Consider the following 14,825-nt stretch of genomic DNA (forward strand, 5'->3'; position numbering starts at 1 on the left):
ATCGTAAACGGGTGACTCTCGACGCGACTGCAAAAGCGGTTGGATTTCCAACGAACGATACAGCGGCCACAATGCCGGATCGCGGGAAAAAAACTTCGCTTTTACGGCGAAGTAATGTTGCTCGAAACGCGGATTAAGCTGGTTGGCAGACAGCGCCAACCAGCGATCAGATAACACATGACTCATGATTGAACACCTTAATTAACGCAGTTTAAATTTGCCTACTAGCTGTTCTAATTCATGATTCGAGTGAGAAAGCGATTCTGTCGCGCCTACGGTCTGTCTTCCGCTGACCACAAGAGACTCGACTATCTCACGGATGGAGAGCATGTTACGGCTAAGCTCTGCGGCCACCGTACTTTGCTGCTCTGTCGCCGCCGCAATTTGTGTGCTGAGATCATCAATGTCGCTCACCGATGCACTCATCATATTCAGGCTGCCTGACACTTCAGAGGTTTTATCCGCCGTCGTTTGACACTGCTGCTTAGTACGCTCCATTGCACCCACGACGCTGTCGGTACCTTCCAGCAATTTCGTCAACATATCGGATATTTCCGTGGTGCTATTTTGCGTTCTTGCCGCTAAGGCACGCACCTCATCGGCCACCACCGCAAAACCACGACCTTGTTCTCCCGCTCGCGCCGCTTCAATGGCAGCGTTTAAAGCCAGCAGGTTCGTTTGTTCTGAGATTGCGCCAATCACACTCAACACTTCGCTGATTTTGTTTGCATCGCGATTCATGTTAGAGATGCTTTCTGACATATTTTCCACATCGTTGACCAGAGAAGTCACCGTAGATACGGCATTATTCACAATCACCAAAGATTGCTGCGCTTCTTTGCTCGCGGCTTCTGTGATCTGATTTGATTGCGTGACGCTTTCCGCAACCGTGCGCGCACTCTCGCTCATTTGCGTGATCGCAGTAACCACCTGATCGGTTTCGGAAGAGTGAGAAATCAACATCTGTTCGTTCTCTTTCGCCGTCTGGCTTAACTGCTCAATGCTGCTTGAGATGATCTGAGTTGCATCGGAAATCTGCAGCATCATGTTTTGTAAATTACCTGAAAAACGGTTGAAGCCTTCACTGATCTGCGCCAAGTCATCATTACCATTCACTTCTAAGCGACGAGTTAAATCCCCGCTGCCTTGAGCCAAATCCAAAACCGCGACTTTCAAACGCAGCAAAGGTTTATAGATTTGATTGATAATGAAGATAATCACCCCAACGCTGATCCCGATAAGTACTATCCCAGTTGTGATCGCATTCGCTACGGCGACATCGACATCCGCTAATGCGGTGGCTTTATCAACAAACACCATCAAGGTCCAGTACATATCATCGGTTAGATTGACGCGTTTGTAGTAACCATCAAATTCAATCCCTAGGTACGGGAACGAAAGATGCCCACTCTCTTGACGGTGAAACCCAGCTTCCATTTCGCGAAACGATGGGCTGACTTGGGAAGGGGTGCGGCCAATATCGTTAGGATCATCACTGGCAAAAAACACCGCATTTTTATCGGTCAGTGTCGCTGCGCCTCCGGCAAAACGCATGTTACTCACTTGAGTGATGATGTCATCAAGCTGGAAGTCACCCAGCAAAGCCCCCACAAATTGGCCTTGATGAAGAATCGGGCTCACCGCACTGATCACTTTTTTGCCAGTGACTTGATCTTGATAAATCTCAGTCAAAAATGGGCTACGACGACTTTTGGCCTGTTGATACCAGTCACGGTCAGTAAATTTAAACCGATTTGTCGTCACTCCCCCCTCTTTGTCCATCGACATATAAGAGCGACCATCTTCGTAGGCCGCAATCACATTGGTGATCTGCGCCGCTTCCGCCAAAAGTCGTACTTTATTGAGGTTATCGGTATCCGATAACTCTGGAGTAAACAAGTTCGCACCACGAGATACGGCCTCGTAACGACTTTTCACCCAAAACTCGAGTTCTGACACATGGTAATTGAGCTTGTTTTGCGTTTCGGTCGTTAATGAATCAATCATCTCTCGTTTGAGAGAGAGCATATTAATCGTACCTAACACCATCAGCGATATGGTCACTAAAATGACCACACTGGCGTATATTCTTCCTTTGAATCCTAGAGTCATGACTCCCCCTGCCGTTTTCATGCATGTGATTGCGGTTCCTCTTCAGGTGGGGTCGAGTCTTAGAGTAATAGAATGAAATGACACGAGAGCCACCTAGCCAACCTTTAAAAGTTGGTGCATAGATTCAAGATATGCAAGCTCTATCACAGAAATATCCAGCGCTTTGAAGGTCAATTTCAAATTAAAACCATGAATATCAATAAGATTATCATTTGTGAATTTTATGCGATGAGGGCGTCGGTCAGCTTTAGCCATTCTCTTTCGAGGCCTTTTCCTAACTTCTTAAGGTTAAGGGATTAGCATTACTTTTTTATCACTGGTTCCATTCTCCAGCATCATTTTAATCTCTAAAAATAGAGCACTTGTTTAGATTCCGTTATTAAAGCATTGGTAATTGTTGATAGTACTCGAGAACGGATTCCTACATGTTGCCAGTACAAAGGCGCATATAATGCGGTATTTGGGGCTAGATCGATTAACTGCCCGGTTTCAAGCTTATCACCTAAAAAACCCTCCAAAGTTACACACCAGCCCATTTCCAATAATGCCGCTTCAACAATTCCTGTTGCACTAGGCAGATAATGGACATGTCTAGGCAGAACCTCCTGTCCAGTGATGGTTCTAATAAATCGACGTTGTAAAAAGTCTTTGTGATCATAATCAATCATTGGCGCATTTTGGAATGCTTCTACATTTAGACCATGGCGAAAATAGCGTTCAAATAAAGCAGGTGTAGCTACAGCAACGTAACGCATTTTTCCTAATTCATGCACCACACAACCTTGCAATGGTCTTGCCTCACAAGTTAACGCACCAATAACATGTCCGTTTTTGAGATACTCCAAAGTAAAGTCTTCATTGTCTACACGAATATCAAACTGATAATTATATGTTCGACAAAGCGGAGCTAAAGCTTTAAGTAGCCATGTTGACAAAGAGTCTTCATTCACTGCGATCGAGAATGTACTCGAATGAATATTGCTACGTGCATCAGGTAACAAATCTGCTGTCACCTCAGATTCAAGTAATGCCATCTGCTGAACTCGACTCAGTAATTGCTCCCCTGATGGAGTCGGTTTACAAGGAAACTGCCTAACAACTAACAGCTGCCCCATTTTATCTTCTAATTGCTTTATACGCTGTGAAATTGCCGAAGGTGTGACTGATAGTCTCTTAGCCGCTCGGTCAAAACTGCCTTCTTCAATAACCGCAATAAAAGCGACGACTTGAGGAGATAACAAACTCATAAGCAAACCATTTAAATTATCTAAAGTTAGGTTAGATTATATCAATTTTCTTAATTAGACATACTTCTTATACTCAACTACGAAGAAATAAATCCATAGGAGAATGTATGTTTAGTGCTTCAACAATTACGGGATTTACAACCAGTGCTGGATTATTGGTTTGTATTGGGTCACAAAATGCGTTTGTACTCAAACAAGGACTCTTACGCAATCATCTCTTTACAATAGCAACTATTTGTATAGTGAGTGACATTGTACTGATTTGTGCTGGAGTGGCAGGTATCGATAAGCTAATCAAGTATTGGCCTGACTTAATAGAGATTATTCGTTACGGTGGAGCGGCTTTCTTAGCTTTGGCATCTTTCACCTCAGCTAAACAGGCATGGTATGGCAATAGTCTATTAAAGCCTGCAGGCGATGATCACATGCAACTCAAAAAGGTTGTACTCGCTTGTCTAGGTTTTACTTGGCTCAATCCGTATGTCTATATTGATACTGTTTTTATGATTGGAAGTTTATCAATACCGTATTCTGGAATTGATAAATGGCAATTTGCGATTGGAGCTTCTTTGGCTAGCGTTTTATGGTTTACTTCAATCATTTATGGTTCGAGATTTTTGTTACCTCTTTTCCGAAGTGCACGGGCATGGCGCATTTTGGATGCCCTAATCGCACTAACTATGGTTTATCTGATGTTGATGTTGTTGAAAGCTCCACTTGTATAGCTCGCCTTTTAGTGACGAAGTATTATCACTTAGGCACTACTTACTTTTTATACCTAGTGCGTCATCCTCCAAAAACTAATGCATAAAGAGATATTACTGATTACATTTTTCTGAATCTAATCATCATCGGATAGAGTTTTCCAAAATAAGGCGTTAGCCGATTGAACTCTGCTAACGCCTTAAATTATGAAAGCATTCTGTTGTTATGCTGAAGGATTACGCTTCATCCATATCGCAATCGGTACAACTTTGCAGCGCAATTTCGTGTTCAAACACAATTGCGCCATTACCTTCTGCCACAAGTTCTGCGATTTCATCCGCGACTTCTTGCTCATCTTCCGCTTCTACTTGATTTGCCAGTTCTTCTTCTGAGTAACCGTAGAAGTTCAGTAATAAGTAATCGCGCGCTTCTTCTTTAGTACAAGTCACGTTCACGGAAAGATCTGGCTCAACGTTGTCTTGTGCAATCAGCTCTGCCACTTGTGCTAATACATCCTCTTTCATCGCCGCCGTTAACCAGCCTAAATCCGTACTAACGGTGGTTTTTTTACAGTCAAAACAAGGCAGTTGATGAAAGTAATATTGAAAATTGGTCATAGGTCATGTCTTCTTTCAGAGTAAGTAGCCAGATTATGCGCGATTTCTCGCAAATTACTATCTCAATAGTCATGGAACGGTAGGATCAGATATACCCAAACGGCTTGGAGTTACAGGTAGGCGGAAAGTAAGTGAATCCCTACGAGCATAGGCAAACTATATGATTGGGGTGAAGGAATGTAGCCAACACCGCAACAGCTTCAAGTAAGAAGGACATAGGGAAAGATAATGCTGAATAAAGCGAGACAAAGCCACTTCATAATAAAATGCACAGATCATCACTTGACCTTCCCCTAGGGTAAAACTTTAAAGTGCGACTAAGTTTTTCATTCAAGGCACACAATGCGTTTTTCTTCTGTTCGCATCTTCTGGATCGCTCTTATCAGCCTGTTTGCCATGCTGAGTTCCAGTATTGCTTCAAGCGCGCCTTTAATGACTTGGCCAATGATCAGTGCCTCCACTTACCAATCCGAAGCTGAAGCGCCTTCCGGTTGCGTGATGATGGATGCAAGCAAAATGTCTCCCACCATGCAGATGAACCACACCTCAATGGAGATAAGTTCAAACCATTGCACGAGTGATAGTCCCACCATACATAATTGTTGTAGCGCCGCATGCGTGAGTGTGTTGGCGCTTTTATCGCAAACCACCTATCGCCTACCTACAGAATACCAACTGGCTTTGATTCCCTATGAATCCACAAAATCCGTGATTCAAAGGCAGCAATCCCTCTATCGACCGCCAATCGCTTAACTCAATCACCAACTCTGCTTGTCACTGCTCCCCTGTGAAACGTGATGTGTATTTTCACGCCATAATTTAAACAACTGATCAAAACAAAACCCGAACAAGGAACCTAACCATGATAAAAAAAACACTGCTTGTGATAGCACTGACTTTTACTGTCACCACAGCATTGGCGCACTCGATGGATCACTCAAAAATGGATCACGGGGCGATGCCGATGGATCATTCTCAAATGATGGGTATGGAAGGCATGTCTGATGTAGGCATGCCCGCACCGGGGGCGAAAGCAAACAAAGTGGTGCACGTCATTTTGAGTGATGACATGAAGATCACATTCAAAAAAGACGTCACCATTGAGCCTAACGATGTGGTTCAGTTTGTGGTGATGAACACAGGCAAAATCGATCACGAATTTTCGATTGGCTCCGCCGTGGAGCAACTGAAACACCGTGAAATGATGCGTCAAATGGGTAACCATGAACACGACAGCGGCAGCACAGTCACCGTAAAACCCGGCAAAACCAAAGAGCTGCTGTGGCATTTCCAAGGTGATAACAAGGTGGAATTTGCTTGTAACATCCCCGGCCACGCTGAAGCGGGAATGGTGAAAAGCATCGAGTTATAACCGATTGATCTCAATCCATATCGGCAATGATTAATCCACTATTGGCAGCAAAGGAGAGTGTAAAAACAGACTTTGCTGCCAACTTCCCTCCTATTCCCTATTTGTTGACACCCAAATTACAAATCTTGTGATGAAGCGGCTACTATTGGCATGAACCCAATTCTAAGTATTTAAATCATGACGTTGCTGCTGACTCACCGCTGGTTAAGCCTCTTACTGTGTAGCTTATGGGCAGTGCCCGCACTGGCCAGTATTGACCTGCCTGAAACTCAGCGCTGGTCGATTTTTTATCGCGCAGCACTTGAGCAGCAAAGCACGCCACTTGTGGCGAGCCAAACCCTCAATCAATACCCGTTTGCGCTACTCAGCAGTCACAGTCAATATCCTGATTTTACTCAATATACCTGGCAAGACATCGCAGATTTAGCCGCCACGGCCAAGCAGTGCCAGCCGCGAAACTCCTCTTCGCCGTATTTGGCGAAAGCGGTCGAATTTGAGTTGGCGTTATGTCGCCAAACGCCGCTCGGCGCAGAGTGGTTTCAACGTGTTGCGTGGCAACATCCGGCGGGAGGCAGCTACGCAGATCGCTATATTGAACACTTACCGGATTCAGAACAGGCAAGCTTTGCTTCGACGCATCCAACACGTTTTACTTTGGCGAGCCGCTATCATCCGTTGCATACCTTGTGGCAACGACCGGGCGCTGCGGGGGTAGATGCACTGCTCAACGGTTTTCGCCTTTATCTTGCGCCAAATGATGAACTGTGGCTAAGCAGCGAAGCGGGCTGGCATGTGCTTTCGAGCGTGCAGTGGCGCGCACTCACCGCACCACTGCCATTCACGCTTGAGCCTTATCAAGCGCACAAGCCTTGCGATGAGCGTTACAGCAACCTCTGCTTTAATCAGCGCGTTAGCAGTCATGCGTTGCTGTATAGCGGTTTGGTGATCGGCGTGTTGCTTGCGTTTGGCGCTGCGCTGCGTTCACTTTGGCTGCGCTATCAAGAAGGGCGCGAGCGGCGCTTTATTTTGCAACTGCTGACTCACGAACTGCGCACGCCCATCACCAGTTTAGGGTTTACCGTCGAATCACTACGCGGCCAATTTGATGAGTTATCCCCCAAGGCGCAAGAGAGCTTAGGGCGATTAATGGCCGATCATCAGCGACTAGCACAACTGAGCGAGACCAGTCGCCACTACTTGAGCCCGAGCCACGACACCATGGCGCGCCACCCAGCGCAGTTGAGTGACTTTATCGAGCATTGTATCGAGGGCTTTGAGGTTGAGCTTCATCTTAAACACGACCCAATGCTCGAACTGCCCTATTACTGGCTTGGGCTGTGCATCACCAACTTACTCAGCAATGCCAAGCAGCATGGCGCGCCGCCCATTCGCCTTACGGTGAGCGTGGTTGCACAAACGCTGCGCATTGAAGTGGAAGATTGCGGTGAATTTCCCTCTTTCTACCAACGTCTGTGCAAACGACTTTCGAGGCATCAAGACACTCACTCTCGCCCAAACACAGATAACATGGGCGTTGGCTTACAGTTGGTGCGAAAACTCATCACCCAAATGGGCGGCAAACTGGTTATCCGTCGTCATCCAACCCGTTGTATTTTGGAGCTGCCGCTATGAAGCGTATTTTGCTGATTGAAGATGACACCTTACTCGGCCAAGGTCTGCGCGATTATCTGCATGACCATGGTTATGCATGCGAGTGGGTAACGCAGAGCCAACAGGTCGAAAAGCACTGGTTCAGTACCGATCTGGTGATTTTGGATCGGCAATTGCACGATGGTGACAGCCTGAAACATCTGCCGCACTGGTTGATGCTTAAAGCCCTGCCAGTGATCGTACTGACCGCCAAAATTGAAGTGGAGCAACGAATTGAAGGGCTCAAAGCGGGGGCGAAAGATTATGTGCTCAAGCCCTTTTCCCACCAAGAGTTGCTGGCACGCATCGAAGCGCAACTGCGCCCGCTCGGCAGTAGCTTACTCAGCTACGCGGATATTGTGGTCGATGTGGCTAATCGATCTGTGCTGCATAACCAAACGCCGGTTGAGCTCAAACCGAAAGAGTTTCAACTGCTGCTGATGCTACTGCAAAATCCGGGGCGCGTTTATCACCGTGATGAGCTGCTCAATCTTATTTGGGGTTATCAATATTTCCCAACCACGCGCACCGTGGATAACCACATTTTGCATTTGCGACAAAAACTGCCACAACTGGATATCGAGACCCTGCGCGGCGTGGGTTATCGCCTCAAAGGAGCCTCCGTATGATCTGCGCCTCTTTTCGCAATCACGTTACGCAACTTGGTATGCTCAGCGCGTTAGTAAGCGGCGCCGCGATATCGGAAACGCCGCCAAGCCCCACCCACGCTTGGTTTCGCACCACACCGCTGCAAAGCAGTTACCAGCTATTGGTTGAGGGGCATCCCACGCAAGCGTGGCACGAGCTCATCCACACACTGTCTACCACGCCCGTAGCCGAGCCTTTTTGGCAACCAATTAAAGAGGCCATTCTCAGTCAAACCCAATGCGGACAAGCACTTCCAAGCACATCGCCTAACGATCTCGCGATTGCGGTGACTTTTATTCATAAGTTCAATCAGACCTTCCAAGGCTACCAAGTGAGGCTGAGCGCCGAAAACCTCAGCCAGCCGCTGGCGGTGCGTCTGGCTTCTGCGCAAGGTGCAACCTTGTTAGCAGCAGAGCTTGCGCCTGCCGATTACGCCGAAGTGGAAAGTCGCGATCTGCTTTCGCCGTATGCCGCTGGTGTCTATTGGCTCACTCTGGGCGAGCAGCGCATGGCGCTGCTGATTTCAGCCCCTTCCAGCACACCGTGGATTGAACAATCCAGCACGGCCGATCTCACTATCCATTTCCCCGCCACGCCTTCGGGCTGCGCATCGTCACTGGCTCGTTGGCAATTTTTTGATCAAAACTTTACTCTGCTGCACTCACAAACCGTCAACCGTGATCAGCCTCCTACCCCAACCACAGCCCCTTCTCAAGCCCGCTGGCGTAGCCTCAGCGTTATCCAAAGTGAATACCAAGGCACCATTCGCGTGGAGCAAATGCAGCGCCTGACGATACCGATTGACTAAACCACCTTTCACTTTGTTCAGACAAAAATGGGAAAGACATACTGGTGACAAAACCTATCGATAGACAAGGTTAAATATCTGGGTTACTCGATAGGAGACCGATATGAAATTCACCTTTTCCCCACTGGGGCTACTGCTGCTGGTAAGCGCGCCGAGCTTTGCGTTGACCTTAGAACAGGGCGATCAGCACTGGCAGATTGACCCTGCAACACTTGCCATCAGCCTCAAGCAAGACTCACAAACTTTCGCCATCAACCAAGGCAGCCTACAGATTGACGGGCAGAGGCAACAGGCAACGCAAGTAACCCAAAGCGCCGAGCAAGCCACATGGACACTTAAGCCAAGTGGCGTGCAAGTGTCTGCACAGTTGCAACAAGGGTTGAACATCGATTTTCGCTGGCCAAGTGCTCGTGAGATTGAACGCCAAGCTCCTAAAGCACTGCGCTGGTTTGATCTCAGTGAAGCATCGACCCAAACGCTGTTACTGCCGTTTGACGAAGGAATGCGAGTGCCGACCGATAACCCGACTTGGACACGTTATTTGATAGACCATCATTCGGGTGCCAATACCACGCAAGATCTCAAAATGCCGTTCTGGAGCGCGCAGCAGGGCGAACACTTCATCAGCTATCAACTGCTCAACGCCACCAATAACCAGCTGCACTTTAGTGAGCAGCAAAATAAGTTGGACTTACAAGCGGAGCACTGGTTTACCCCGCTGAACCAAAGTGAGCCTTTTAGCGTGCGCATCACCGTGGGCGATGAGATGCTGGCCGGAGCCAAAGCCTATCGCGACTGGCGCGAAGCCGCGGGGCTGCGTGTTTCACTTGCGGAAAAACGCAAGGCAAACCCGCAGATCGAAAAAATGATTGGCGCAAGCCACGTCTATCTGTTCGGGCGTGATTTAATCGCAGCGCAAGATGTGGTGGATTGGTGGGGACTGCGCGATTGGTTTTGGCGCTCAGAGTTTACCCCTTCGCCAGAATTACAAAAGGAATTGGCGAGCCTAAAAAAAGGCCAAGATTGGCTCAATCAGTATCAGAAAAAATTGCTGGTCGGTGAGATAAACCAAGCCTTGAACCAGAAGTTCAGCGCCGACCCATCGTCCATTCAAGCGCAGTACCAAGCCGCGCAGCAGCGCAAAGCGTGGCTGACTGAACACGCTGGCGCATACCTCAAACCAAGCGAACAATGGGGACAAGGGTTAGCGCAACCCATGATCAGCACCCTTCAGCAAGCAGGATTAAGCAAACTCTGGCTAGGTCTTGATAACTGGATGCCAGCCTTTTATCAGCCGCAAGTGGTCGATAGCGCCAAACAAGCCGGCTATTTGATTGGCGTGTATGACTCATACAATACCGCGATTGAAAAAGGCATCAACGACAGTTGGCTGACCGCGCAGCTGCCGGATCGCATGCGCGAAAACTGCGCGATTGAAAAAGCCGATGGCACGTTGCAACTGGGCTTTCGCGGTAACGGCTTTTATCTCAATCCCGCCTGTGAACTCGGTTACGTTAAACAGCGCGTGCAAGATATTCTCCATTTCGGGCGCTTTAACAGCCTGTTTCTCGATGTGGATGGCACCGCCATGGCGCGGGAAGATTACCGCTCGCGCAGCAACGAAACCGCGATGCTGGCCGCCTTTAACAGCCGAATGCAGGATATTGCAAACACGCCGACGCTGATTTTGGGATCGGAAGATGGCAATGCCCTGACCACTCAAGGGCTGGTGTTTGCTCATGGTATGGAAACGGTCGGCTTTGGCTGGACAGACAAAGCGATGAAGAGCGACAAGCAGTCACCTTATTATCTGGGCAACTGGTATCCCGATGAAAAGCCGGATTTTTTCTTTAAATCAGCGCAAGTCAAAGAGCCTTATCGCAGCTTACTGTTTGCCCCAGAGTACAAAGTGCCGCTCTATCAAGTGGTGTTTCATGATGAGCTGATCAGTAGCCACCACTGGCACAGCGACAGTTTGAAGTTTACCAATATCAAAGCCGTGCGTGATTTGCGTGCCATGCTGTTTAACACTCCGGCGATGGTGCATTTAAGCCGCGATGAAACGCATAAAAACTCCGCGCGTATCGAGCAGCTCAAGCACTATCAACAAGGTTTTTTGCCCTTGCATGAGCAGTTGTGGGATAAAGCCTTGGTCGATTTTCGCTGGCTGGATAAGCAAGGCCAAGTGCAACAAACGCGCTTTAGTGATGGCTCGATTCTCAGTGCGAATTTTAGCGCGCAGCCGTTTAAGCTCGCAGGAGGAGAAGTGATCGCGCCGCACAGCCTATTGGCTCAATTGGCGAATGGGCAAACCCATCAATGGCAACCTAAATAGAAATCGTGCGAATAACGCTCAAACGAATAACCATCGCGCGCAAAAACCGCGCGATTGGGCAGTTCAATCAAGGCTGTGACCTTATGGGTTCACAGCCTTGTGATGAAGCGATGAGAAGCTAGCTCAATGGGTAATGCGGCTCAGCATCATAATGAATGACTGCTTGCTTGAGCGCCGCCAAATCCGATGCGCATAAGTACGGCTTGAGCGCCGTAAATTTCTCCGGCGGCCAGTCGTACACTTTCAACGCAAGCAGATCGTCAATCACCTTCGCGTCAAAACGGTACTTCACTAACTGGGCTGGCGATCCAGCCACAATGCTGTAAGGCGCCACATCTTTGGTCACGACACTGTTGGCCGCCACAATCGCCCCTTCACCAATCTTGACACCCGGCATGATCATGGCGCGCATCCCTAACCATGCACCATCACCAATCTCGGTATTCCCTTTTCCTACATAGGCTTGTTCAATCACATCCATAAACGGATAGAGACAGAACCAATCGGCTCTATGGGTATGATTACCGCCCATTAAAATCACGACTTCCGCCCCGATACAAACGTAGTCACCAATCACCAGCTGATCGATTTCCCATAACGGGTCCCAACGTTGGCTAATCTCATCGCCATGTAAATAGCGCACAACCGACGCTTCAAAACCGGCATCCCAGCAATCGCTGTAATAGCTGTGTTTACCTTTGATAATGATGTTTGGATTTTTCACTACTTCATGCAGCAGTTGGACTTTTGACCAATGCTTTTGACTCATATTCCACCTCAAATTCGTGGTATGCAGACGCTTTCTACTTGCTCTATCAAGTAGACCTATTCAGAAAAAATGACACGAATAAGCAAAGTCAATGAATTCGGGGCTGTTTTAATAACGGGATGAGTTTCATGCAAGATCCAAAAATAAGCGGCGGCTAAAGATACCACAGTCTAGGCACACACCCAAAACCAGAGATAAATCACTATTTGTAGCCATACAAATCACCGACAACAAGCTGTACAAATTTTCAACTGTGCCACAATTTTTTGACTTTCATCCCTACACAGCTTGAAGGTGATCAATGATTCTTCACACTTAACATTCACAGTATCAATGTGAGTTTTATGATGCTTCAAAATACCGTAAATAAGAGAGGCATCTTATGAAATCATCGTATCTTGTTCTTTGTGCCACATTCGCGGCAGCAAGTTTTACTAGCAGCGTACAAGCAGAAGCCATTTTGCATGCTTTTAACTGGAAATATGCAGATGTCACTGCGAATGCAGCACAGATCGCCGCCACAGGTTATAAAAAAGTGCTGATCTCACCAGCATTGAAATCCAGCGGTAATGAATGGTGGGCTCGCTACCAACCTCAAGATCTGCGAGTCATTGACTCACCTCTTGGCAACAAAACTGACTTACAAACACTGATCAAAACGCTGCAAGATTACGGTGTTGAAGTATATGCGGATGTGGTGTTTAACCATATGGCAAACGAAAGTTGGAAGCGTAGTGATCTCAATTATCCGGGCAGCGAAGTACTAGCCAGCTACACTAACCAAGCTTATTACTATCAACAACAGAAACTGTTCGGTGATTTGTCGCACAATCTCTTCTCACAAAATGATTTTCATCCTGAAGGTTGTATTACTGATTGGGGCAACCCCGGTCATGTTCAGTATTGGAGGCTATGCGGTGGCGCAGGTGATCGCGGTCTACCAGACTTGGATGCCAACGCTTGGGTCATCAATCAACAGCGAGCCTATTTACAAGCGCTTAAGCAAATGGGTATCAGAGGATTTCGAATTGATGCAGTTAAGCACATGAGTCAATACCACATTGACCAAGTCTTCACACCAGAGATTATTTCGGGCATGCATGTGTTTGGCGAAGTGATCACGAGTGGGGGTCAAGGTGATGGCAGTTATGATGCCTTCCTAGCTCCTTATCTGAATAACACCACACACGCCGCATACGACTTTCCTCTATTTGCCTCCATTCGTGCCGCATTTTCTTATCAAGGTTCGATGAGTCAATTGCATGATCCACAAGCCTATGGACAAGCATTACCAAACGCCCGCGCCATCACGTTTGCGATTACCCATGATATTCCCACTAATGATGGGTTCCGTTATCAGATCCTCAACCCGCAAGATGAGCAACTCGCTTACGCTTATCTACTCGGGAAAGATGGTGGAACACCGCTGATTTATAGTGATGATTTGGCTGATCACGAAGATAAAGATAATGGTCGTTGGGCGAATGTTTGGAATCAACCATCAATGCAACATATGCTGCGCTTCCATAACGCAATGCAAGGTAAAGCTATGGCGGTTATGTATAGCGACTCATGTTTGCTGCTCTTCAAACGGGGTAAAGAAGGTGTCGTTGGTATTAATAAATGTGGTGAGTCAAAAAATGTCACCATAGATACTTATCAGCATGAATTTAACTGGTATCAGACCTATCAAGATACTTTAAGTGACGACCGTTTTAGCGTGAGCAGTCGCTACCATACGTTAACTATCCCAGCACGTGTTGCGCGCATGTGGATGCTGTAACACCATCAAGAGTGATCTCTGATCACTCTTTTTCATTCCCGTTATTTCTCTCAACTCATCGTTAGTTACTTTGACTGCTACTTTTACCTAAATTTACTCAGACAAACTGTTCACAATCTAAGCTAATCGCGCATAATAGCCATGACCTTATAAAACCTGTGGAAATAGATTATGGATAACACAAAAACCTATTCGAAAACCTCGATTGCTCTGCACTGGATAGTTGGTCTGGCCTTTATTGGCGTATTTATCGTCGGAGCCTATCTATCTGACTTACCGCGTGGGCCAGAAAAAATGGAACTGGTGGCGCTGCATAAATCCTTTGGCGTGCTGATCTTGCTGATCGCGCTCGCGCGGGTCTTTTGGCGAATCAAAGAAGGGGCGATTCCGCCAGCCTCTGTGATGCCAGCTTGGCAAGAAAAAGTCGCGAAAGCGGTTCATGGTTTATTGTTGCTCGCCACACTGGCGATGCCACTTTCTGGGATCGCGATGAATATCGGCGGAGGGCGTGCACTGGAAGTGTTTGGTTATACGCTTGTTGCGGCAGGTGAAAAAGTGGTTTGGTTGCAAGAGCTTGGCGCAGCCGTTCACAAAACTGCGCCTCCCATCATTATTGCTATCGTGCTGCTGCACATCGCGGCGGTGCTTAAGCATCAACTGATTGATAAAGATTCCACTATGGCTCGTATGTTAGGCCGTGGTTAATACCCTAGCCTCTCATGTTGTCCATCGTGCCTAGCGGAAATTATTAGGTGCAAGCATAGAAAAAGCCACCAACG

The 14,825-nt window shown here is 47.4% G+C and carries 13 protein-coding genes and 1 pseudogene; 9 read left to right on the forward strand and 5 right to left on the reverse strand.

What is annotated here, in order from left to right; translation table 11 throughout:
* The 3 genes and pseudogenes from GOU96_RS14080 to GOU96_RS14090 all read right to left on the reverse strand — a co-directional run.
* Positions 1–186 (reverse strand): annotated as a pseudogene (locus GOU96_RS14080) (aspartate aminotransferase family protein); the annotation flags it as partial.
* A 15-nt stretch (positions 187–201) separates the two neighbouring features.
* Complete coding sequence (locus tag GOU96_RS14085) at positions 202–2,112, reverse strand: methyl-accepting chemotaxis protein (RefSeq protein WP_001893372.1); 1,911 nt, start codon at positions 2,110–2,112, stop codon at positions 202–204.
* A gap of 347 nt (positions 2,113–2,459) precedes the next feature.
* Entirely contained in the window at positions 2,460–3,359 is a 900-nt protein-coding gene (locus GOU96_RS14090; protein ID WP_000055353.1) for a LysR family transcriptional regulator ArgP, read from the reverse strand.
* 107 nt (positions 3,360–3,466) lie between these two features.
* On the opposite strand from GOU96_RS14090, the gene GOU96_RS14095 reads away from it, so the two are divergent.
* Positions 3,467–4,084, forward strand: coding sequence for a LysE/ArgO family amino acid transporter (locus GOU96_RS14095; protein WP_114808127.1), 618 nt, complete (start codon positions 3,467–3,469; stop codon positions 4,082–4,084).
* Between the two features lie 216 nt (positions 4,085–4,300).
* Here the strand turns inward: GOU96_RS14095 and GOU96_RS14100 are convergent, their stop codons facing one another.
* Positions 4,301–4,681, reverse strand: coding sequence for a hypothetical protein (locus GOU96_RS14100; protein WP_000181106.1), 381 nt, complete (start codon positions 4,679–4,681; stop codon positions 4,301–4,303).
* A 396-nt stretch (positions 4,682–5,077) separates the two neighbouring features.
* On the opposite strand from GOU96_RS14100, the gene GOU96_RS14105 reads away from it, so the two are divergent.
* From GOU96_RS14105 to GOU96_RS14130, 6 genes are all read left to right on the forward strand, one after another.
* A complete protein-coding gene (locus tag GOU96_RS14105) occupies positions 5,078–5,434 on the forward strand; it encodes a hypothetical protein (RefSeq protein ID WP_248343224.1) in 357 nt (118 codons plus the stop codon).
* Positions 5,435–5,543: 109 nt separating this feature from the next.
* The gene (copI, locus tag GOU96_RS14110) at positions 5,544–6,053 is read left to right on the forward strand and encodes a copper-resistant cuproprotein CopI (RefSeq protein WP_000592766.1); all 510 of its coding nucleotides are present in this window, start codon (positions 5,544–5,546) and stop codon (positions 6,051–6,053) included.
* 177 nt (positions 6,054–6,230) lie between these two features.
* Entirely contained in the window at positions 6,231–7,685 is a 1,455-nt protein-coding gene (locus tag GOU96_RS14115) for a sensor histidine kinase (RefSeq protein ID WP_258502762.1), read from the forward strand.
* Entirely contained in the window at positions 7,682–8,332 is a 651-nt protein-coding gene (locus tag GOU96_RS14120) for a response regulator transcription factor (RefSeq protein WP_019830013.1), read from the forward strand. Before GOU96_RS14115 ends, GOU96_RS14120 begins: the two co-directional genes overlap by 4 nt.
* On the forward strand, positions 8,329–9,159 hold the full coding sequence (locus GOU96_RS14125) for a DUF2861 family protein (protein WP_258502764.1): 831 nt from the start codon (positions 8,329–8,331) through the stop codon (positions 9,157–9,159). The genes GOU96_RS14120 and GOU96_RS14125 overlap by 4 nt, the downstream gene beginning before the upstream one ends.
* A 103-nt stretch (positions 9,160–9,262) precedes the next feature.
* Positions 9,263–11,494, forward strand: coding sequence for a glycoside hydrolase (locus GOU96_RS14130; protein WP_258454830.1), 2,232 nt, complete (start codon positions 9,263–9,265; stop codon positions 11,492–11,494).
* Between the two features lie 118 nt (positions 11,495–11,612).
* On the opposite strand, the gene GOU96_RS14135 is transcribed toward GOU96_RS14130, so the two are convergent.
* A complete protein-coding gene (locus GOU96_RS14135) occupies positions 11,613–12,263 on the reverse strand; it encodes a CatB-related O-acetyltransferase (protein ID WP_134987470.1) in 651 nt (216 codons plus the stop codon).
* Positions 12,264–12,645: 382 nt separating this feature from the next.
* Here GOU96_RS14135 and GOU96_RS14140 point away from each other — a divergent pair, with 382 nt between their 5' ends.
* A complete protein-coding gene (locus tag GOU96_RS14140; protein ID WP_258454831.1) occupies positions 12,646–14,046 on the forward strand; it encodes an alpha-amylase family protein in 1,401 nt (466 codons plus the stop codon).
* Positions 14,047–14,217: 171 nt separating this feature from the next.
* Entirely contained in the window at positions 14,218–14,751 is a 534-nt protein-coding gene (locus GOU96_RS14145; protein WP_046126233.1) for a cytochrome b, read from the forward strand.
* The last annotated feature ends 74 nt before the right edge of the window (positions 14,752–14,825 follow it).

The sequence above is a fragment of the Vibrio sp. R-1 genome (assembly GCF_035615595.1).
Classification (GTDB): Bacteria; Pseudomonadota; Gammaproteobacteria; order Enterobacterales; family Vibrionaceae; genus Vibrio; species Vibrio cholerae.

Coding starts and splice junctions, on each gene's coding strand:
- GOU96_RS14100 (WP_000181106.1), bottom strand. CDS start 4,681: ATGACCAATTTTCAATATTACTTTCATCAACTGCCTTGTTTTGACTGT.
- GOU96_RS14140 (WP_258454831.1), top strand. CDS start 12,646: ATGAAATCATCGTATCTTGTTCTTTGTGCCACATTCGCGGCAGCAAGT.
- GOU96_RS14145 (WP_046126233.1), top strand. CDS start 14,218: ATGGATAACACAAAAACCTATTCGAAAACCTCGATTGCTCTGCACTGG.
- GOU96_RS14095 (WP_114808127.1), top strand. CDS start 3,467: ATGTTTAGTGCTTCAACAATTACGGGATTTACAACCAGTGCTGGATTA.
- GOU96_RS14115 (WP_258502762.1), top strand. CDS start 6,231: ATGACGTTGCTGCTGACTCACCGCTGGTTAAGCCTCTTACTGTGTAGC.
- GOU96_RS14090 (WP_000055353.1), bottom strand. CDS start 3,359: ATGAGTTTGTTATCTCCTCAAGTCGTCGCTTTTATTGCGGTTATTGAA.
- GOU96_RS14125 (WP_258502764.1), top strand. CDS start 8,329: ATGATCTGCGCCTCTTTTCGCAATCACGTTACGCAACTTGGTATGCTC.
- GOU96_RS14120 (WP_019830013.1), top strand. CDS start 7,682: ATGAAGCGTATTTTGCTGATTGAAGATGACACCTTACTCGGCCAAGGT.
- GOU96_RS14130 (WP_258454830.1), top strand. CDS start 9,263: ATGAAATTCACCTTTTCCCCACTGGGGCTACTGCTGCTGGTAAGCGCG.
- copI (WP_000592766.1), top strand. CDS start 5,544: ATGATAAAAAAAACACTGCTTGTGATAGCACTGACTTTTACTGTCACC.
- GOU96_RS14105 (WP_248343224.1), top strand. CDS start 5,078: ATGCTGAGTTCCAGTATTGCTTCAAGCGCGCCTTTAATGACTTGGCCA.
- GOU96_RS14085 (WP_001893372.1), bottom strand. CDS start 2,112: ATGACTCTAGGATTCAAAGGAAGAATATACGCCAGTGTGGTCATTTTA.
- GOU96_RS14135 (WP_134987470.1), bottom strand. CDS start 12,263: ATGAGTCAAAAGCATTGGTCAAAAGTCCAACTGCTGCATGAAGTAGTG.